This window comes from Serratia sp. 2880STDY5682894, assembly GCF_001537385.1.
GTDB classification, from domain to species: domain Bacteria; phylum Pseudomonadota; class Gammaproteobacteria; order Enterobacterales; family Enterobacteriaceae; genus Serratia; species Serratia nevei.
The window spans coordinates 898540-917649 of the sequence record NZ_FCJA01000001.1; the positions used below are offsets into that span (position 1 = coordinate 898540).

Here is a 19110-nt window from a genome sequence, read left to right on the forward strand (position 1 = left end):
CTTCAGCCTCCCAGCAGATGGCGCATCAGCCACACGGTCGTAAAGCCCAGCAGCATAAACACCGCCGTGGCGGCCAACGATCGCGGTGCCAACCGCGCGACGCCGCACACGCCGTGCCCGCTGGTGCAGCCGCTGCCCAATCGGGTACCCACCCCCACCAACAGCCCCGCGATCGCCAGCCAGCCGCTGCCGGCCGCGATCTCACCAGGAGGCAAAGCCGCCGCCGCCGCATACAGCCAGGGAGAAATCAGCAACCCGCCAAGAAATGCGGCGCGCCAGCCCCGCTCCCGGCCGCCCGCGGTCAATAAGCCGCCGGTAATGCCGCTGATGCCGGCGATGCGGCCGTTGAACAGCAGCAACAGCGCTACCGCACCGCCGATAATGGCCCCGCCCGCGAGCGCGGAATAGGGCGTGAAGTGTTGCCAGTCAATGGTCATCGCGGTTCTCCGGCTGTGGGCAATACAGTTGATACAGGGTCGTTAGCAGCGCCAGCGCTTTGGCATCGGCCACCGCATAGTAAATCTGCTTGCCGGCTCGCCGGGTGGAGACCAGCCCCTCCTCGCGCAGCACGCCAAGCTGTTGGGACAATGTCGGCTGGCGGATAGCCAGCGCCTGCGCCAGCTCGCCCACTGCCATCTCGCCCTGGCTGAGTCGACACAGCAGCAGCAGCCGATCTTCATTGCCCAAGGTGCGCAGCATCGCGCCGGCCTGCGCCGCCGCCTTGCGCATCGCGTCAATATCCATCCCCCCCCCAATCAGTTTATAAAATTATATAATATCATTTTATAAACTATTCATCTGCCGCGTGCCACAGGCTGGTGTGGAACCGCGCCGCATGGCATGCTGTCATCCCCCTTTTTGCCGCGCGGAGGCCGCTAACGATGCTGCTGTTTCATGACGTTCTGCCGGCCGATCAGCCCGTCCGGCCGTTGGCCAAGGATTATCGCCACGGCGACAGCGAGCCGGATCACTACCATAACTGCGCGCAGCTGATTCACAGCCTGAGCGGCGTAGTGCAGGTCACGACCCGGCTCGGCAGTTGGGTGGTGCCACCCGGCCGCGGCGTCTGGGTACCGGCGAAAATGATGCACAGCCTGCGCATCACCGGCCAGGTGGCGGCCAGGACGCTGTTTGTCGATCCGTTGGCGCGCGCCGATCTGCCGGCCCAATGCCAGGTGGTGCAGGTTTCGCCGCTGCTGCGCGAGTTGATTATCTGTGCAATGGAGATTGCGCCCGGCTATCCCAGCGGCGGGCGCGATGAGCGCGTGATGGAACTGATCCTGGATGAGTTGAGAATGCTGCCGATCCTGCCACTGCACCTGCCCGAACCGCGTGAGGCCTCACTGCTTGCCTTGTGCCGCCATATTCAGGCCACGCTGGCGCAGCCCTGGACGCTGGAACAGGCGGCCGCTCAGCTCAGCGTCAGCGGACGCACCCTGTCGCGGCGCTTCCAGCGAGAAACCGGGCTGCATTTTAGTGATTGGGTGCGGCGCGCCCGTTTGCTGGCGGCGTTGAACGCGCTGGCGACCGGCCGCTCGGTGTTGGAAGTGGCGCTGGATCTTGGCTATGACAGCCCCAGCGCGTTCAGCGCCATGTTCCGCCGGTTATTGGGGGTCGCGCCCAGCGACTATTTCAGCCGGACCGCGCCGACGACAGATAGCGCCCGGCAACGTTAAACAGCGCCTGCAGTGAGGCGCTGGCGGAGTCAACGTCGATGCCAACGCCGTAGGTCGCCTCACCTTGCGGCAGCGCACAGCGGATATAGGCCACCGCTCGGCTGTCGCTCTGATGCCCCAGCGTGTGCTCGTGGTAATCCTCAATCGCCAGCGGCAAGCCGAAGCGCTGGCGCAGTGCATCCACCGCGCTGGAAAGCAGACCGTTGCCGGTCCCCTGCAGACGCAGTGGCTCTCCCTCGCAGGCAACTCGCGCGTTGAAGCTGTAGGCCTCTACCCCATGACTTTCCGTCTGGTAGCTCAACAGCTGCAAGCACGGCTGCTCCACCAACCCATAGGTGTCGCGGAATAAGCGCCACAGCTGTGCGCCGCTCATTTCCTTCCCGCTGCCGTCGGTCGCACGCTGCACCACCTGGCTGAAATCAATCTGCAAACCGCGCGGCAACGCCAGCCCATGATTTTGTTCCAGTAGCCAGGCAGCCCCGCTTTTACCGGACTGGCTGTTGACCCGGATCACCGCCTCATAGCTGCAGCCGACATCGGCAGGATCGAGCGGCAGGTAAGGCACTTGCCACCAGCCATCTTGTCGCAGCCGTTGCGCGGCGAAACCTTTTTTGATCGCATCCTGATGCGAACCGGAGAAGGCGGTAAACACCAGCTCACCGGCATAAGGATGGCGAGGATGCACCGGCAGCTGATTGCACTGCTCCACCACTTCCACCACCTGTTTCAGGCGGCTGAAGTCCAGGCCCGGCGCCACGCCCTGGGTATAGAAATTCAACGCCAGCGTGACCAGATCGACGTTGCCGGTACGCTCTCCGTTGCCGAACAGGCAGCCTTCGACCCGATCGGCACCGGCCAGCAGCGCCAGCTCCGCACAGGCCACGCCGGTACCGCGATCGTTATGCGGATGTACGCTGATCGCCACATCGGCGCGACGGCTGAAGTGACGGCAGAACCACTCAATCTGATCGGCATACACATTGGGCGTACTCACCTCCACCGTCGCCGGCAGATTGATGATCATCGGCCGCTGCGGCCCCGGTTGCCACACCTCCGCCACCGCTTCGCAGATCTCCAGCGCGAACTCTAATTCAGTAAAACAGAAGGTTTCCGGCGAATACTCGAAGCACCAGGCGGTATCGAGCTGAGCCTCGCAATGCCGGCGAATGCGCCGCGCGCCGTTCACCGCCAGCGCCACGGTTGCGGCCTTATCCTGACGGAACACGATGTCGCGAAACATCGGCGCCGTGGCGTTGTACAGATGCACGATAGCCCGTGGCGCCCCCAGCAGCGCCTCGAAGGTGCGATCGATCAGATCGTCTCGCGACTGCGTCAGCACCTGAATCGTGACGTCGTGCGGGATCAGTTGCTCGTCGATCAGCGTGCGCACAAAATCGAAATCCGTTTGCGACGCCGAAGGGAAAGCCACCTCAATCTCTTTGAAACCGCACTGCAACAACAAGTGATAGAATTCGCGCTTGCGCGCGTTATCCATCGGCTCCGCCAGCGCCTGGTTGCCGTCGCGCAGATCGCTGGAGCACCAGCGCGGCGCCTGCCGCAGGGTACGCGAAGGCCACTGACGATCCGGTAACGTCACCGGCGGGAACGGTCGGTATTTGCTTGAAGGGTCGATTAACATGGGCTTCTCCTGGCAACTGAGTGAACGATAGCGCCATTATTTCCCGCCATCGCCTCCTCTTCTCCCGCTTTGCGGACAACCGTCGTCGCAAAGCGGACAACAAAAAAATTTGCATCCTGCGCCAGTGAGACAACAATTAGTTTTGACGTTTATCCCACCGCACCGGCAATGCGCCGGGCGCTCTACTCTCATTGTCAACGGAGGCGAACATGAGCCTGTATGCAACCCTGGAAGAAGCCATCGAGGCCGCACGTGAAGAGTTTATCGACACCGCCGAAGGCGGCGGCGATGACGAACCTCCGGTGCCGCAGCAGTTCAATCTGCAAAAGTACGTGATGCAGGATGGCGACACGATGTGGCAGGCCGAGTTCTTCGAAGAAGAAGGCGAAGCGGTGGAATGCCTGCCGCTGCGCAGCGGTGCGGCGGCGCAGGCGATATTCGACGGTGACTACGACGAGGTGGAGATCACCGCCGAGTGGATAGACGAAAATACCCTGTACGAATGGGAGGAAGGCGACTTCCAGCTCGAGCCGCCGCTGGATACCGAAGAAGGCCAAGCCGCGGCCGATGAATGGGATGAACGTTAACCCGCACCACGTTTTTATCGCCAAGGAGGCAGCATGATTATCCGCCGGGCCCGCCCTACCGACTACCCCGCCATTTTGCAGCTGCAGGGGGAAAACGTGCCGGAAGCGCTCGACGAGCGCCACAAACGGCAGGGATTTATCGTATCGTGCATGAATGAGGCGCAGCTGACGGCGATCAACCGCGGCATCGGCATACTCGTGGCCGAACAGGAGGGCCAACTGGCCGGGTTTGTTTGCCTGATGCCCGCCGACGTGCAACCGCGGCCGCCGGTGGTGGATGCGATGCTGGCGACGCTCGCCACGCAGTCCTTCGCCGGGCGGGCGCTGAGTGAGCAGCGGGTGTTTCTCTACGGCCCGGTTTGCCTCGACGCCGCCTGGCGCGGCAAAGGCGTGCTGAAACGCCTCTACGCCGCCGTCAAAGCGCACACCAGTCATGACTACGACGTGGGCGCGCTGTTTATCGACGACGACAATCCGCATTCGTTGGCCGCTCACGTGCAAGGGTTGGGCATGACGGCGCTGGCACCTTTCCATTGCGGGCAGAAAGGCTATCAGCTGGTGGTGTTCGCCACCCGCTGAGCAGGTTTATTCATAGGGGCCATGCTGCGCATCGAACGGCAGCATAAAGGTGTCCACCACCATCGACAGCGGCACGTCTATCACCGTGACGTAACGCCAGGGCGTATCGCGCAAATCCCACTGCACGCCGGGATAGTACTGGTGGCCATGCCCCGCACCGGGCACGGTGCGGCTGATGATGCTGCCGCAACCGGTTAAGACCATCACGCCGGCCGCCACGCAGGCCAGCCGAAGGTAGGAAGAGAGCTTCACGACATTGACTCTGAGCAAAGGGTTGTTTCGCGAGTGAACAACGCATCGGCCGCAGTCTATCACAGTTCCCTTTCTCTTCCGGTACCGGCGCGCGTAAGCAAAAGGTAAAAAAAACGGGGAACGCGCCATGCGCATTCCCCGTCTGAGCGTTACCGTTCAGCGATTAACGTCGGCCCGTTGGGTGTGCCAGCGGGTTGTGCGGCAACTGCTGATAGTGCTCACGCCAGGCAGCGCCTTCCGGCAACAGCCAGACGCGCTGGTGCAGACGAGCCAGCGTGACCGGATCGCTCAGCAGCTCCAGACGTTTGCCCTTCACCAGCTTCTCCGGCCCCAGCTGCAGCGCTTCGTTCACCCGCTCCTCGCGGTTGCGATCGAGGGTAGCGCGCAGATGGTGACGCGCCGTCGCCAACGCCGTCGCCAGCGCGTTGAAGGACGGGTTGACCACCGCATGCATAAAGCCGTTGGTCAGCGCGCGGTTGCGGTTGAGATGCAGGTACTCTTCCGTCGCCAGCAGCTCACGCGGCGGGTTGTACTCTTCCGGGATCAGGAACAGCTTGGCGCGTTTGCTCTTCATGCCCAGCGTCGCGCGGCTCGACAGCACCGACACGAACGGCGACAGGATCAGCGAGAACACGATCGGCGCCAACCACCACAGGAAGCGAAGATCCAGCCACGCCATGCCGCCGGCCCACACCAGGCCCAGCAACATCTGCGAGCCATGGCGGCGGAACGCTTCGCCCCAAGGCGTATCGTCATCGTCGCGCTGCGGCGAATTCCACACCACTTCCCAACCGAGGAAGGCGCTCACCACGAACACGGTATGGAACAGCATGCGCACCGGCGCCAGCAGCACCGAGAACAGCATTTCCATCAGCATCGAAATGAACAGACGGAACGCCCCGCCGTACTCTTTCGCGCCCTTGGCCCAGATCAGCACGATGCTGAGCAGCTTCGGCAGGAACAACAGCACCAGCGTGGTGGAGAACAGCGCTATCGCCAGCTCGGGCCGCCACTGCGGCCAGACCGGGAACAGCTGCCGCGGCTGCAGGAAGTATTGCGGTTCCATCAGGGTGTGCACCACCTGCAATGCGGTGGAGAGCGCCAGGAACATGAACCACAGCGGCGCCGACAGGTAGGACATGACGCCGGTCAGGAACACCGCGCGGTGCACCGGGTGCATGCCTTTCACCAGGAACAGGCGGAAGTTCATCAGGTTGCCGTGGCACCAGCGACGGTCGCGTTTCAGCTCGTCCAGCAGGTTTGGCGGCAGCTCTTCGTAACTGCCCGGCAGATCGTAAGCGATCCACACGCCCCAGCCGGCGCGGCGCATCAGCGCCGCTTCAACGAAGTCGTGCGACAAGATTGAACCGGCGAAGGAACCCTCGCCCGGCAGCGGCGCCAGCGCACAGTGCTCGATAAACGGCTTCACGCGGATGATGGCGTTATGGCCCCAGTAGTGCGACTCGCCCAGCTGCCAGAAATGCAGGCCGGCGGTAAACAGCGGCCCGTAAACGCGGGTAGCGAACTGCTGCACGCGCGCATACAGGGTATCCATACCGGACGCCTTCGGCGCGGACTGGATGATGCCGGCGTTCGGGTTGGCTTCCATCAAACGCACCAGCCCGGTGAGGCATTCGCCGCTCATCACGCTGTCGGCGTCCAGGATCACCATGTAGCTGTACTCACCGCCCCAACGACGGCAGAAGTCGTCGATGTTGCCGCTCTTGCGTTTTACGCGACGGCGGCGGCGGCGATAGAAGATGCGGCCGTGGCCGTCGACATCGCGGCACAGCTCCATCCACGCCTTTTGCTCCGCCACGCAGATGTCCGGATCGTAGCTGTCGCTCAGCACGTAGATATCGAAGTGTTCCAGCTGACCGGTGGCGGCGACGGACTCATAGGTTGCACGCAGGCCGGCGAACACGCGTTCGACGTCTTCGTTACAGATCGGCATGATCAGCGCGGTGCGGTGCGCCGGGTTGATCGGCTCATCGCCCTTGATGGTGGAGGAAATACTGTATTTGTCTTTACCGATCAGCAGCTGCAGGAAGCCCATCAGCGCGGTCCAGAAACCGGCCGAGACCCAGCAGAACAGTACGGCGAACAGGATCAGAATGCCGGTTTGCAGCACATAAGGCAGCAGCTGCAGCACCGACTGCATCAGATCCTGATCCAGCATGGCGATAGGATCGATCAGCGCCCAGCCCTGATAAGGCAAGATGGTTTTCATGTACCAGGTGGCGATGCCGGTCTGCACCAGCATCAGCACCAGCAGCACATAGCGGCGCATGGAACCGACAACGCGCCAGCGGTTCTCGGCCTCGGCCTCCTCTTTGGTGGCGTGCCGATTGTGCGGCGAACGCCCCAGCAGAGAATCCCAGAAGCGCGCCACCGGGTTGGTACGCCAGGCTTCCGGGAACATGGTGGTTCGTTTGATCGGCGGCGTCGCCTTCAGAATGGCGCGCCCTTCGGCGTCGGTGTCGAAATCGTCATCGCTGACCGCATCCGGCCAGGCGCTTTCGATGCGCGGTTTGACCGAGGCCAACGCCACGTCATCCGCCGACAGGCTGTTGACGTTGGCGTCGGCGGCGCCCATCTGCCGATGGAGCGCCTCCAGTGCCTGAGCGTCATCCGCCGTGTGAGGGTTGAGCGCCTCCGACCGCTCGGCGGTCAGAGGCAGCGCCGCAAGATAATCCTGGGCGGGTTGAGTAGACTTATTCATTGGCAGGTAGCTGATAGCTCCAGGTTTCCGACAGAGTCTTATCGCCATTGACCAGCGCTGCGCGCATTTCTACCGGCTTCTTGTCGTCTTTTACTTTCAGACGTACCGTCAGGCGCCAGCCTTTGGTCACTGGGTTATAGCGGACGTTGTTTTCTACCATTTCACCGTTGTCGCCGATGCTGATCTGAGAAGCGACCGGGGTGTTGGCGTCCAGCCCTTTCAGCACCGGGCCGACGAAGTCGACCAGGAAGGCCACGCTGCCGTCAGGCTCGCGAATCAGGTTGGACTGCTTCACGTCACCGGTCGAACGCATGGTCCGCGCCACATAGGCGATGTCTTGCGAATGCAGTTTATCTTCGTCGCGGGTGAAGTTCAGGCGGTAGCTCAGCGTCAGCGGCTTTTTGGCTTCCGGCAGCGTATCCGGCGTCCAGAACGCCACGATATTGTCGTTGGTTTCATCCGCCGTCGGGATCTCCACCAGCTCGACCTTGCCTTTACCCCAGTCGCCCTTCGGTTCGATCCAGGCGCTCGGGCGCAGATCGTAACGATCGTCCAGATCTTCGTAATCCTTGAAGTTGCGGCCGCGCTGCAGCAGACCGAAGCCTTTCGGGTTCTCGACGGTATAGGTGCTGACGGACAGGTGTTTAGGATTGTTCAGCGGGCGCCAGATCCACTCGCCGTTGCCGGCATGGATAGACAGACCGTTGGAGTCGTGCAACGCCGGGCGATAGTTCAGCGTCGGCGACGGCTGGTTCGGCCCGAACAGGTACATGCTGGTCAGCGGCGCCAGGCCCAGCTTGCCCACCTTGTCGCGCAGGAACACTTTAGACTCGACGTCCACGGTGGTGTCGCGGCCCGGGATCACCGTGAAACGATAAGCGCCGGTGGCGCGCGGGGAATCCAGCAACGCGTAGATCACCAGGTGTTTGTCGCCCTGCTTCGGACGCTCAACCCAGAATTCGCGGAAACGCGGGAACTCTTCACCAGATGGCAAAGCGGTATCGATAGCCAGGCCGCGAGCGGAAAGCCCGTAAACCTGCCCTTTACCCACCACGCGGAAATAGCTCGCGCCCAGCAGGCTCATGATCTCATCGTTTTTGTCGGCGCTGTTGATCGGGTAGATCACCTTGAAGCCGGCAAAGCCGAGGTTTTTCACCGATTCAGGGTCGTGTTTGACCGAACCGAAGTTGAAGTAATCCGGGCTGTACTTGATCTGTTTTACGCTGGTGGAGGTGACTTCATTGATTTTCACCGGCGTGTCGAAGTACATCCCCTGATGATAAAACTCAAGCTTGAAAGGGGTTTTCAGCTTGCTCCAATAGGCTTTATCGTGATTGAACTGAATCTGCTGATAGTCTGCGAACTTCATCTCGCGGAACTGAGAAGGAAGGTTGCTCTTCGGGGCTTCGAAACCTTTCGCGGCCAGATCCTGCGCCTGCTTGGCCACATCATCAATAGAAAAGGCCCATGCCGGCGAACTGAACAGCGTGAACAATACGGTAGCACCTAACCAACGAACGCTCGCGGCGCGTGGTTGTCCGGATAATATATTAACTAGCACATCCCCCCCTATTCGTGTGCTCAAATCATTTAAATCCATATTAATGGATTACTCAGCTTTCCGACAACATGATAAATGGATGGTTCATGTTTACGGCTCATTGTTTAAGCAGCTGATGGAACACCAGCGTAGCAAGCCGCGCAACAAGACGCTATGGAAAAATGCGGGGGGCTATAGTAGGGTTTCGGATAACAATTTAACGTTTGACGACTTATTAAGCGTGTTAATGAGCACCCGATTAAATCACCAGCGGTAATCTATGACTAAAGGCAGCAAACAGCGCGAGTTTTTCCTCGATTCGATCCGAGCCTATTTGATGTTGCTTGGGATTCCGTTTCACCTCTCCCTGATTTATTCCAGCCATGCCTGGGCGGTGAACAGCGCGTCCCCCTCCTTCTCGCTCACGGTGCTGAACGACTTCATCCACGCTTTCCGCATGCAGGTGTTCTTCGTGATATCCGGCTACTTCTCCTACATGCTTTACGAGCGCTACGAGCGCCACCAGTGGCTGAAGGTCAGGCTGGAGCGGGTGGCGATCCCGCTGTTAAGCTCCATCCCGCTAATTACGGTGCCGCAGTTTTTCATGCTGAAATATTTCACCGATAAATTAAACGGCTGGGATGAATTTTCTCTCTATCAGAAAATAAATGTAACAGTTTGGGAATTGGTTTCTCATCTGTGGTTCTTATTGACGCTGTCGTTGTTAACCTGTGCCTGCTTTTATCTGTTCCGTAAAATCAAGCGTCAAACTCGTGAGCATATTCCGGCGTTAATAAACAGACTGCGTGGATTAGGAAACATCTCACTGTGTTTCTTTATTTATGCGGTATGCTATTCGGCCGCGCACCGTATTATTTTAATTGTCGCGCCGCAGCTATTATCCAACGGCCTGTTCAATTTCGTGGTGATGGAGACGATGTTCTACCTGCCGTTCTTCATCCTCGGCGCTTATGCGTTTAAGTACGTGTGGCTTAAGGAGATTTTTCTGCGTCGCTCGCCGCTGGCGCTGCTCGGCTCGCTGCTGCTGTTTATCGCATATATGCTGAATCAAAAGCTGTTGGCGCACAGCAGCTATATGTTCGAGCTGGAAGTGGTGATCAAAACCCTAATGGGGATCCTGATGACCAACGTGGTGTTCTCTTTCGGGCATAACCTGCTGAATTATCACTCGCCGCGCATCACCTATCTGGTCAATGCCTCACTGTTTATATATCTGGTGCACCACCCGTTGACCCTGATATATGGCGCTTTCGTGACGCCTTATATCGGCAACAACCTGTTGGGATTCTTGCTGGGCCTGCTGTTTGTGTTCTCGCTGGCCTTCGCTTTATATGAACTGCACAAGCGTATTCCGGTGCTGCGCTTCTTGTTCTCCGGTAAGCCGCAATAACCTTGCGCCCCTGCAAACCCGATCGTTTGCAGGGGTTTCCTGTCATCTTGCCGTCGTGCAAAAAGCCTATACTGGTGGTTTGCATGCAAAGCACACATTGCTCAGCCTGGCGCCGTCCGTTAGGGCAAAGTGATACGGCTGAATACATACCCTAATCGTTATAACTGCGATGCATAAGTAGAAATCCGGATCCCTGCCTTACGGTAGTGATTGGGCTCAACCCCCCCGAAGGGCTGCGCGATCGTTTAATTCATTCGATGGCGTTAGCTGCATCTCCCTTCCGTCACGACAGAGAGGATTTTGAATGACTGATAAGAAGACCCCGGCTCAGGAAGCCGAAGTGGAAAACGCCACCCTGCTGAAGATCCTCGGCAGGCTGCTGTCCGCGCTGGACGCCTCAATCAGCGGCAAAGAACGCAGCGTTTTGGTCACTGAACTCTCCAACTTCAATCTCGACGGCATTTCCGAAACGGAAAGCAAGTTGGCCAGCGAGCTGATCAAACGGGCGCTGGAATCGCTCGACCACTAACCCTACCGCGCCTGCAAACCATTAAGCCTGCCTGCGCGGGCTTAATGGTTTTTCCCTCAGCCACGATCGGCCATTGTTGCCAAAGCCGAAATACAGCAGCCTGATAATGTTGGATAAAAGGCAGGATTCTCTCTCTTCTCCTCACTTTCTTCGGTTAATCACACCAAAGGGCAATAATTGATCGGTTGTTTTCGCAATCAGCCTTGGCGTTTTACCCACTAAACACGCTATCATCGACACACGCGCAGTGCCCCCTATCCCCCAGCCTCAGGAGAACGATATTTTGGATGCCAGCACCATTAACAGTTTGTTCGTCATCGGTGCCGTGCTGGTGGGGGCAAGCATTCTGCTCAGCTCATTTTCTTCCCGGCTCGGCATTCCGATCCTGGTGATCTTCCTGGCGATCGGCATGTTGGCCGGCGTCGACGGCCCCGGCGGCATCGTCTTCAGCAATTATCCGGTCGCTTACCTGGTCAGTAACCTCGCGTTGGCGGTGATCCTGCTCGACGGCGGCATGCGCACCCGGGTCAGCTCTTTCCGCGTCGCCCTGTGGCCGGCGCTGTCTCTTGCCACCGTCGGCGTGGTGATCACCGCCGGCCTGACCGGCATGGCCGCCGCCTGGCTGTTCAATCTCGATCTGCTGCAGGGGCTGTTGATCGGCGCCATTATCGGTTCCACCGACGCCGCCGCGGTCTTCTCGCTGCTGGGCGGCAAAGGCCTGAACGAGCGCGTCAGCGCCACGCTGGAGATCGAGTCCGGCAGCAACGATCCGATGGCGGTGTTTCTCACCATCACGCTGATTGCGATGATCGCCGCCGGGGAAACCGCGCTGAGCTGGACCTTCCCGCTGCATCTGATGCAGCAGTTCGGCATGGGCATCGTCTTCGGTCTGGGCGGCGGCTGGCTGCTGCTGACGCTGATCAACCACATCAAACTGGCGGACGGACTCTATCCGCTGCTGGCGGTGAGCGGCGGCATTCTTATTTTCGCGCTGACCACCGCGCTGGACGGCAGCGGCATTCTGGCGGTGTACCTGTGCGGCCTGCTGCTGGGCAATCGGCCGATCCGCAACCGTCACGGCATCGTACAAACCTTCGACGGCTTGGCCTGGCTCAGCCAGATCGGCATGTTCCTGGTGCTCGGCCTGCTGCTCAACCCGCACGAGCTGCTGCCGATCGCCATCCCTGCCCTGCTGTTGTCGCTTTGGATGATCCTGTTTGCCCGCCCGCTGTCGGTGTTTATCGGCCTGCTGCCGTTCCGAAGCTTTACCCTGCGCGAACGCGGCTTTATTTCCTGGGTCGGCCTGCGCGGCGCGGTGCCGGTGATCCTGGCGGTGTTCCCGATGATGGCCGGGCTGCCCAACGCCCAGCTGTTCTTCAACGTGGCGTTCTTCGTGGTGCTGGTCTCCCTGCTGCTGCAAGGCACCACGCTGTCGTTTGCCGCCAAAAAAGCCAAGGTGATCGTGCCGCCGGCGCTGACGCCTATCTCCCGCGTTGGGTTGGATGTGCACCCGGAGAACCAGTGGGAACAGTTCGTTTATCAGCTTTCGGCGGAAAACTGGTGCGTCGGCGCGGCGCTGCGTGAGCTGAGAATGCCGCCCAACACCCGCATTGCCGCCCTGTTCCGCGGCAAAGAGCTGCTGCACCCTAGCGGCAGTACCCGCCTGCGGGAGAACGATATTCTGTGCGTCATCGGTCATGAGCACGACCTGCCGATCCTCGGCAAGCTGTTCAGCCAGGCGCCGGCCGTGACGCTCGACGAGCGCTTCTTCGGTGACTTTATCCTGCAATCCGACGCCCGTTTAAGCGACATCTCGCAGCTTTATGGCCTCAATCTGCAAGACGACGTGGACGAGCAGCAGACGCTTGGCCAGTTCGTCATTCAGCTGATTGGCGGCGAACCGGTGATCGGCGACCAGGTGGAATGGGACGGCCTGACCTGGACCATCGCCGAAATGGACGGCAATCAAGTCAGCAAGATAGGCGTGCGGATCGTAACCGACTGACGCTGCCGCACCGGCTGCGTTACCAGACGAGGGAACTTCTGGCCTTAAGAACGTTCTTAATCACTATCATGATGCATGAAGTACGGCGTCGCTGAATTATATCCGGTTGATGTAAAAACAATTTAACAGCGGCGCCAACAGGGATTAGGGATGTGAACGGCAAGACTCGATTTCTTTCGGTGATGATGATCATGGCGCTGGGCGTAGCGGCGCTCGATCTCAGCATCGCCGGTTTGGTCCATAGACTTTTAATTGGATAATTTCAACGTGACGCAGCGGGAACAAGAAAAAGACATTCTGGGGAAAATACTGGTGACGGTGTCCGCGCTTTGCCTGATTCTGGTGGCGGCGTTCCTCATCTGGGGATTCGTGCTGGATTGATACCGCGCGACGCTCAGAGATAAAAAAAACCGCCGCGGCGGTTTTTTTTATGGGTCAGGCGATCAGATCTTGCAACCTTCGCAGTCCGCTTCGTCTTCGAGGAACTCAGGGACTTCTTTTACCTTCTGCGCCGCTTTTTCTTCGGCTTTCGCCAGTTCGGCATCGATATCAAAATCGAAAATATCATCACTCATCGCTTGGTCCTCACTCTGCTTCACGTTCAAACGCTGAGTATAATCGACAAGCCGCCGGCCGGAAACCTTTCAGTTTGCCGCCGCCAGCTGCGGTGGCTCATCCTGCGGCTTTTTTCCGTAGGCCATGTCGTACACGTCGTAGAAGTCGATTTCGCCCTTGTTGCCGATGATCACCCGCATCTTCTGTTTCAGCGCGGCGCCGATAGACGGCTCATCCAGCAGCTGCTGCACCGCATAAGGCGACAGCGCGCGGGTAAAGTACCATTCGCCGTTGTAGCAAACCCGCAGATCCAGCACCCCGATGTCCTCGAAGCGGTATACCGGCCGGATCTCTATCAGCAGCATGGCGAACATGAACAGCACGAAAGCGGTGAAGCCCAGGAAGGCATATATCCCCATGTACGGCACCTGGTACATCACGGCGATCACCGCGAAATAACCGGCGAACATGGCAAGGCACAGATAGCGGTGAGTGCGGGCGAATTCGCTGTTGAAGCGCGGCTTGCCGTCACGCCCTTCGCGCCGATTGATCTGTTCAATCTCTTTAACCAAGATGCTTTTAATCGCGTCCATCGTTACAACCTTATGCTGGAAACAGCATTGCCATCAAATCTCACCGCTAAAAGTAACACAAGTACAGTTTCGCCGGGTAGATCAGTTAGCCAACTTAATGGCGGCAACTGTTATAGTTCGGATTCAGCGCGGCTGGGCGGCCTTGCCTTGCGCAAACATGAACATGCGCTGGGCCACATCGTCGGCCTGTTTGATTTTCTGCTTTTGCGGTTCGTTGCTGCGTTGAATGGCGCGGGCGTAAGCGATTTCATGAGCCTGATCGATCATCGCGATGATCCGGTCACGTTCGTTCTTCTCCATATTGCCCAACATGGTGGTGATAATCGCCTGATAAGCGTTGGACGCGGCGCTCAGCGCTTTCTCTCTCGCCTCGAGGGCGGCGACGCGTTGCAAGAGTTCCTGCAGTTGCTCGGAGTGAGACATATCGACCTCCTGTTGCCGGGCAGCAAGCCTGCCTGATTACAGTTTAGCAAAGGATCGAAAGAGAAAGAGGAATGAAAGCCAGCGGTTACGGTAAAGCACACCCGAAAATCCCAACGAGGAGCCGATAGTGCAAATCAACCCGGGTGCGCTTTACGGTAAGCGCGGTGAGATGAAGGGAAGAAAGCTGGCGCGCTATGCAGGACTCGAACCCGCGTCTATCAATTTTCAAGCCAAAACAAGCCATTATAAAACCAATCACTCTGCCAACTGAGTTAATAGCGCGTTCCTTCGCTTCGGGGCGCCATTATCCATAACAACATTATGGACTCAAGCTTTTTTAGCATAATGCCCTGAATTTACAGATAAGTCTTAGATTATCGATAGCGTTATGGCATTACGGCAGCTCAATAATCCGGTAATCGCCGGCGATGAGCGGCTTGCACAAAATCTTGTAGCCATCGCTGTCAAAGTGGCTGGCCGCGCTCTGCAACCGCTGCGCCTGCGCCAGGCTGCTGACCGAGCCCAGATAAAACCAATTGTGAATCACATGATACTGGCGCAGCGTCTCGCCCTGCTCTTCCAACGCCACGCGCCCGGCGAACGGCCAACAGGCGATGCGCAGCTGTTCCAGCGCCGCGCCGAGCCGCCGCGCATGTTCCTGCGCCGGCTCCACGCCGCAGCAGGCGCCGGCGCACTTGCGCAGGCTGTAGCGGAAGCAGGCGCGCCCGGCGGGCAGCTTGTCGATCCCCAGTTTGCCGTAACATAAACGATGCTCGTCGGCGATGGCGCGCAGCTTTTCCAGCGCGGCATGGCGATTGGCAAACAGCCCATAAAGGTGGGGCGTGACGGCGAAATCGATCTCTTTGGCGTGGGCAATCGTCACCGTGTCCGCTTGCAGACGCAGCGCGCACAGCTGTTTCGAGCGCCGCAGGCGTTTGTTGAACAGCGGCTGCTGTTGCTTGATCAACTGCGCCTCCAGCAGCAGTGCCCCCAACTCGCCGGCGGTCTCGATAAAGCTGATGCGCCGGGTTTGCCGCAGCATCTTGGCCTCGTCCTGCGCCCGGAAATGCGCCATTACGCGGCTGCGTACGTTGACGCTTTTACCGATGTAAAGCGGCAGGCTTTCGCTCTGGCCGTGAAACACATAGACGCCCGGCCCTTTGGGCAACGGCGCCAGGCAGGCTCGCAGGTGCTCCGGGTATTGGTAAATGTCGAGTTCCGGCTCGAGGCGGTTTGGCATCATGGCGGCGGCGTTATCCTGCTGATGAATGAATACTGGTTTTTTAGCCAGTATAGCGTGCCACGCAGCCGGTTGCACACCCGGCGGATAATAACTCACCGTGATCTTTAGCGGGAAAGCCTTTACTATCCCCTTTCCAGCGGGAAAGCGCCTCACGTTTAGCGCCAGTTCAGGCTGGCGCTGCCATGATGGCAGACTGGAACCGCCGCTTTTATCGTTATGGAAAACCTGGGCATGCCATCACTGAAACTCACACCCCGTCGTCTGGCGTTGATCGCCGTCATCGTTTTCATCGCCGTCGCCATCGCGCTGGCCCTTTATTGGCAACGCCCGCCGCAGCAGGATTACGTTACCGCACCGGCCCGCCTGGGCGATATCGAGAATGCCGTGCTGGCCACCGGGCGGCTGGATGCCGTCGAACGCGTTAATGTCGGCGCGCGGGTCTCCGGTGAAGTCAAATCGCTGAAGGTCAAACTGGGGGATCGCGTCACCAAAGGACAGCCGATCGCCGACATCGACGATCTGCAACAGCGCAACGATCTGCGCAACGCCGAAGCGGCGCTGAACGTCATCAAAGCCGAACTGCAGGCCAAGCAGGCACAGCTTAAGCAGGCCGAGTCGCGTTTCAAACGCCAGCGGCGCATGCTGAACGACGAAGCCAGCTCGCGTGAAGACTTCGAAACCGCCGAGGCCACGCTCGCCACCACCCGCGCCGAACTGCTTTCGCTCAATGCGCGCCTGGTGCAGGCGCAGATTGAAGTCGATAAGAAAAAGATCGACCTGGGGTATACCCGCGTCGTCGCGCCGATGGACGGTATCGTCATCGCCGTGGTCACGCAGCAGGGGCAAACGGTCAACTCCACCCAAAGTGCGCCGACCATCGTCAAGCTGGCGCGGCTGGATATGATGACCATCAAGGCGCAGATCTCCGAAGCCGACATCACCCGCATTTCGCCGGGGCAAAAGGCTTACTTCACCATTTTCTCCGATCCGGATAAACGCTACGACGCCACGCTGCGCACCATCGAACTGGCGCCGGAATCGGTGATGAAAGACGACTCGCTCGCCGGCACCAGCTCCGCTTCGGGCTCCGGGACCTCGAACGCGTCGGTCTATTACAACGCGCTGCTGGACGTGCCCAACCCGGAAAACCGCCTGCGCATCGCCATGACCGCGCAGGTTTCCTTGCTGCTCGGCGAAGCGAAGAATGCCTTGCTGGTGCCGATCCAGGCGGTGCATAAAACCGAAGCAAAAGTGCAACAGGTGCAGGTGCTGACCCAGGATCAGCGGCTGGAAACGCGTGAAGTGACCACCGGCATCACCAACAACGTCGACATTCAGATCCTCAGCGGCCTGAAAGCCGGTGAAACCGTGGTGCTGTCGCAGCCCGCCGCCAAGTCGGCTGAGGATGGCATTTTCCTGTGAACGCGATCATCGAGCTAAAAGGCATCAGCCGGACCTACACCAACGGCGGTCAGGCGCTGACGGTGTTGAAAGACATCGATTTGACCATCGCCGCCGGCGAGCTGGTGGCGATCATCGGCGCCTCCGGCTCCGGCAAATCGACGCTGATGAACATCATGGGCTGTCTCGACGTGCCGGATCGCGGCGACTACTACATCAGCGGCCAGAACGCCGCCCACCTGTCGCCGGACGAACTGGCCCGCCTGCGCCGCGAGCATATCGGCTTTATCTTCCAGCGTTATCATCTGATGCCCGATCTCAGCGCGCTGGGCAACGTTGAAATTCCGGCCATCTACGCCAACGCCCGGCGCGATCAGCGGCGACAGCGAGCGGCGCAGCTGCTCGCGCGGTTGGGTCTGGAAGGACGCGAAGACCACAAGCCCGGCCAGCTTTCCGGCGGCCAGCAGCAGCGCGTCAGCATCGCGCGCTCGCTGATCAACGGCGGCGAAATTATCCTGGCGGACGAACCGACCGGCGCGCTGGACACCCAATCCGGCCAGGAAGTGCTGGCGATCCTCAGCGAGCTGAATCAGCGCGGCCACACCGTGGTGATCGTCACCCACGATATGAACGTGGCACAACATGCGCAGCGCGTCATCGAGCTGCGGGATGGCGAGATCATCGCTGACAGCGGCCGCCAATCGGCACCCGCCGTCGCGCTGCCGCCACCGAACCGCAGCCGGCAAAGCGGCTGGCAAAGCCTGATCGACCGCACCCGTGAATCGCTGCACATGGCGCTGAAAGCGATGAACGCCCATCGCCTGCGCACCGCGCTGACCATGACCGGCATTATCTTCGGCATCGCCGCCGTCGTTACGGTCGTGGCGCTGGGCGAAGGGGCCAAGCAGCGCACGCTGGAGAATATCAAGGGACTTGGCACCAACGTGGTAAGCATCTATCCGGGGCGTGATTTCTTCGACGACGCCATCGACAGCATCCGCACCCTAGTGCCGGCCGATGCCGACGCGCTGGCGCAGCAAAGCTTCGTCGACAGCGTCAGCCCGGAGGTCAGCGCGTCCGACAGCATTCGTTTTCGCAGTAAATCCGCCACTGCGTCAATCACCGGCGTCGGGCGCGACTATTTCCGCGTCAACGGCATCACGCTGGTGCAAGGCGCCACCTTCCGCGACGATCGCAACGCGCTGCAGGAAGTGATCATCGACGACAACGCGCGCCAGGCGCTGTTCGGCGATTTCGGCGTCGAGCCGCTCGGCCAGATCGTGTTTCTCGGCTCGGTGCCGGCGCGGGTGGTCGGCGTCGCCAAAAGCGAACGCAACTATGCGCCCAACCGCATCAGCGTCTGGATGCCCTACAGCACGGTGATGTACCGCATGGTCGGCAAAACCACGCTCAGCGGCATTACCGTGCGGCTGAAGGATGACATCGCCAGCGAAGCCGCCGTCAGCGCCATTACGCAGTTGCTGACCCAGCGCCATGGCGTCAAGGATTTCATGACGTTCAACCGCGATCAGTTCCGTAAATCGATCGAGCGCACCTCGATGACGCTCAGTTTGCTGATCCTGATGGTGGCCTCGATCTCGCTGGTGATCGGCAGCCTGGGCGTGATGAACATCATGCTGGTCTCGGTGACCGAGCGCACCCATGAGATCGGCGTGCGCATGGCGGTCGGCGCAAGGCGCGGCGATATCATGCAACAGTTCATGATCGAGGCGGTGCTGGTCTGCCTGATCGGCGGCGCATTGGGTATCGCACTGTCGTTCGCCGCCGGGTCGCTGTTCACCTCGCTGGCGGGCGGCATGTTCACCGCCATCTATTCCTGGCAAGCCGCCGCGACGGCGTTTTTCTGTTCAACCTTAATCGGCATGATCTTCGGTTATCTCCCCGCCCGCAAAGCGGCAAGGATGGATCCGGTCGTTTCATTGGCCAGCGAGTAA

The 19110-nt window shown here is 59.7% G+C and carries 19 protein-coding genes and 1 tRNA gene; 9 read left to right on the top strand and 11 right to left on the bottom strand.

From position 1 onward, the window contains the following. Positions 1-2 precede the first annotated feature (2 nt). Together AWX27_RS04290 and AWX27_RS04295 are read right to left on the bottom strand one after the other, a co-directional pair. On the bottom strand, positions 3-437 hold the full coding sequence (locus AWX27_RS04290) for a YeeE/YedE family protein (RefSeq protein ID WP_060419556.1): 435 nt from the start codon (positions 435-437) through the stop codon (positions 3-5). Next, positions 427-744 carry an ArsR/SmtB family transcription factor gene (locus tag AWX27_RS04295; protein ID WP_060419558.1) on the bottom strand — a complete coding sequence of 106 codons (318 nt, stop codon included), beginning with the start codon at positions 742-744 and terminating at the stop codon, positions 427-429. Before AWX27_RS04295 ends, AWX27_RS04290 begins: the two co-directional genes overlap by 11 nt. 137 nt (positions 745-881) lie before the next feature. Between AWX27_RS04295 and AWX27_RS04300 the strand changes: the two genes are divergently transcribed. Beyond that, positions 882-1676 (top strand): AraC family transcriptional regulator, encoded by a 795-nt coding sequence (locus AWX27_RS04300; protein WP_060419560.1) that lies wholly within the window; start codon positions 882-884, stop codon positions 1674-1676. Here the strand turns inward: AWX27_RS04300 and leuA are convergent. Further along, entirely contained in the window at positions 1633-3315 is a 1683-nt protein-coding gene (gene leuA, locus AWX27_RS04305) for a 2-isopropylmalate synthase (RefSeq protein WP_060419563.1), read from the bottom strand. The two genes, AWX27_RS04300 and leuA, sit on opposite strands and share 44 nt — an antisense overlap. A 209-nt stretch (positions 3316-3524) precedes the next feature. Here leuA and AWX27_RS04310 point away from each other — a divergent pair, with 209 nt between their 5' ends. Both AWX27_RS04310 and AWX27_RS04315 read left to right on the top strand, forming a co-directional pair. After that, positions 3525-3902 carry a MysB family protein gene (locus AWX27_RS04310; RefSeq protein ID WP_033638020.1) on the top strand — a complete coding sequence of 126 codons (378 nt, stop codon included), beginning with the start codon at positions 3525-3527 and terminating at the stop codon, positions 3900-3902. Between the two features lie 33 nt (positions 3903-3935). Next, positions 3936-4481: a GNAT family N-acetyltransferase gene (locus AWX27_RS04315; protein WP_060419564.1), complete on the top strand. Its 546-nt coding sequence runs from the start codon at positions 3936-3938 to the stop codon at positions 4479-4481. Positions 4482-4487: 6 nt separating this feature from the next. Here AWX27_RS04315 and AWX27_RS04320 read toward each other — a convergent pair whose 3' ends face one another. The 3 genes from AWX27_RS04320 to AWX27_RS04330 form a co-directional block, all read right to left on the bottom strand. Further along, the gene (locus AWX27_RS04320; protein ID WP_046688460.1) at positions 4488-4685 is read right to left on the bottom strand and encodes a YceK/YidQ family lipoprotein; all 198 of its coding nucleotides are present in this window, start codon (positions 4683-4685) and stop codon (positions 4488-4490) included. 211 nt (positions 4686-4896) lie between these two features. Beyond that, the gene (mdoH, locus tag AWX27_RS04325; protein ID WP_060419566.1) at positions 4897-7455 is read right to left on the bottom strand and encodes a glucans biosynthesis glucosyltransferase MdoH; all 2559 of its coding nucleotides are present in this window, start codon (positions 7453-7455) and stop codon (positions 4897-4899) included. After that, entirely contained in the window at positions 7448-9016 is a 1569-nt protein-coding gene (locus tag AWX27_RS04330) for a glucan biosynthesis protein G (protein WP_170310507.1), read from the bottom strand. Before AWX27_RS04330 ends, mdoH begins: the two co-directional genes overlap by 8 nt. A 259-nt stretch (positions 9017-9275) precedes the next feature. Here AWX27_RS04330 and mdoC point away from each other — a divergent pair, with 259 nt between their 5' ends. The 4 genes from mdoC to AWX27_RS25415 all read left to right on the top strand — a co-directional run bounded on the left by mdoC (position 9276) and on the right by AWX27_RS25415 (position 13321). Beyond that, positions 9276-10406 (top strand): glucans biosynthesis protein MdoC, encoded by a 1131-nt coding sequence (mdoC, locus tag AWX27_RS04335; protein WP_060419569.1) that lies wholly within the window; start codon positions 9276-9278, stop codon positions 10404-10406. Between the two features lie 304 nt (positions 10407-10710). Then, on the top strand, positions 10711-10935 hold the full coding sequence (locus AWX27_RS04340) for a hypothetical protein (protein WP_038875417.1): 225 nt from the start codon (positions 10711-10713) through the stop codon (positions 10933-10935). A gap of 283 nt (positions 10936-11218) precedes the next feature. Next, the gene (locus AWX27_RS04345) at positions 11219-12940 is read left to right on the top strand and encodes a potassium/proton antiporter (RefSeq protein ID WP_038875414.1); all 1722 of its coding nucleotides are present in this window, start codon (positions 11219-11221) and stop codon (positions 12938-12940) included. Between the two features lie 252 nt (positions 12941-13192). Beyond that, positions 13193-13321, top strand: a complete 129-nt coding sequence (locus AWX27_RS25415; RefSeq protein WP_019455877.1) for a hypothetical protein — start codon at positions 13193-13195, stop codon at positions 13319-13321. Between the two features lie 62 nt (positions 13322-13383). Here AWX27_RS25415 and AWX27_RS25420 read toward each other — a convergent pair whose 3' ends face one another. The 5 genes from AWX27_RS25420 to cho all read right to left on the bottom strand — a co-directional run bounded on the left by AWX27_RS25420 (position 13384) and on the right by cho (position 15754). Continuing rightward, positions 13384-13515 carry a hypothetical protein gene (locus AWX27_RS25420; protein WP_015377413.1) on the bottom strand — a complete coding sequence of 44 codons (132 nt, stop codon included), beginning with the start codon at positions 13513-13515 and terminating at the stop codon, positions 13384-13386. 69 nt (positions 13516-13584) lie between these two features. After that, complete coding sequence (locus AWX27_RS04350) at positions 13585-14088, bottom strand: YlaC family protein (RefSeq protein WP_038875410.1); 504 nt, start codon at positions 14086-14088, stop codon at positions 13585-13587. Positions 14089-14211: 123 nt separating this feature from the next. After that, on the bottom strand, positions 14212-14511 hold the full coding sequence (locus AWX27_RS04355; protein ID WP_060419571.1) for a sigma-S stabilization anti-adapter protein IraP: 300 nt from the start codon (positions 14509-14511) through the stop codon (positions 14212-14214). 185 nt (positions 14512-14696) lie between these two features. Continuing rightward, a tRNA-OTHER gene (locus AWX27_RS04360) sits at positions 14697-14793 on the bottom strand. A gap of 112 nt (positions 14794-14905) precedes the next feature. Continuing rightward, on the bottom strand, positions 14906-15754 hold the full coding sequence (gene cho / locus AWX27_RS04365) for an excinuclease Cho (RefSeq protein ID WP_060419573.1): 849 nt from the start codon (positions 15752-15754) through the stop codon (positions 14906-14908). A gap of 240 nt (positions 15755-15994) precedes the next feature. On the opposite strand from cho, the gene AWX27_RS04370 reads away from it, so the two are divergent. Further along, on the top strand, positions 15995-17176 hold the full coding sequence (locus tag AWX27_RS04370) for a macrolide efflux RND transporter periplasmic adaptor subunit EtsA (RefSeq protein WP_060419777.1): 1182 nt from the start codon (positions 15995-15997) through the stop codon (positions 17174-17176). Beyond that, entirely contained in the window at positions 17173-19110 is a 1938-nt protein-coding gene (locus AWX27_RS04375; protein ID WP_060419575.1) for a MacB family efflux pump subunit, read from the top strand. Before AWX27_RS04370 ends, AWX27_RS04375 begins: the two co-directional genes overlap by 4 nt.

Excerpts from the sequence above, each read along its gene's own strand:
- AWX27_RS04290 (WP_060419556.1), bottom strand. The coding sequence starts at position 437 with ATGACCATTGACTGGCAACACTTCACGCCCTATTCCGCGCTCGCGGGC.
- AWX27_RS04295 (WP_060419558.1), bottom strand. The coding sequence starts at position 744 with ATGGATATTGACGCGATGCGCAAGGCGGCGGCGCAGGCCGGCGCGATG.
- AWX27_RS04300 (WP_060419560.1), top strand. The coding sequence starts at position 882 with ATGCTGCTGTTTCATGACGTTCTGCCGGCCGATCAGCCCGTCCGGCCG.
- leuA (WP_060419563.1), bottom strand. The coding sequence starts at position 3,315 with ATGTTAATCGACCCTTCAAGCAAATACCGACCGTTCCCGCCGGTGACG.
- AWX27_RS04310 (WP_033638020.1), top strand. The coding sequence starts at position 3,525 with ATGAGCCTGTATGCAACCCTGGAAGAAGCCATCGAGGCCGCACGTGAA.
- AWX27_RS04315 (WP_060419564.1), top strand. The coding sequence starts at position 3,936 with ATGATTATCCGCCGGGCCCGCCCTACCGACTACCCCGCCATTTTGCAG.
- AWX27_RS04320 (WP_046688460.1), bottom strand. The coding sequence starts at position 4,685 with ATGGTCTTAACCGGTTGCGGCAGCATCATCAGCCGCACCGTGCCCGGT.
- mdoH (WP_060419566.1), bottom strand. The coding sequence starts at position 7,455 with ATGAATAAGTCTACTCAACCCGCCCAGGATTATCTTGCGGCGCTGCCT.
- mdoC (WP_060419569.1), top strand. The coding sequence starts at position 9,276 with ATGACTAAAGGCAGCAAACAGCGCGAGTTTTTCCTCGATTCGATCCGA.
- AWX27_RS04340 (WP_038875417.1), top strand. The coding sequence starts at position 10,711 with ATGACTGATAAGAAGACCCCGGCTCAGGAAGCCGAAGTGGAAAACGCC.
- AWX27_RS25420 (WP_015377413.1), bottom strand. The coding sequence starts at position 13,515 with ATGAGTGATGATATTTTCGATTTTGATATCGATGCCGAACTGGCGAAA.
- AWX27_RS04350 (WP_038875410.1), bottom strand. The coding sequence starts at position 14,088 with ATGGACGCGATTAAAAGCATCTTGGTTAAAGAGATTGAACAGATCAAT.
- AWX27_RS04355 (WP_060419571.1), bottom strand. The coding sequence starts at position 14,511 with ATGTCTCACTCCGAGCAACTGCAGGAACTCTTGCAACGCGTCGCCGCC.
- cho (WP_060419573.1), bottom strand. The coding sequence starts at position 15,754 with ATGATGCCAAACCGCCTCGAGCCGGAACTCGACATTTACCAATACCCG.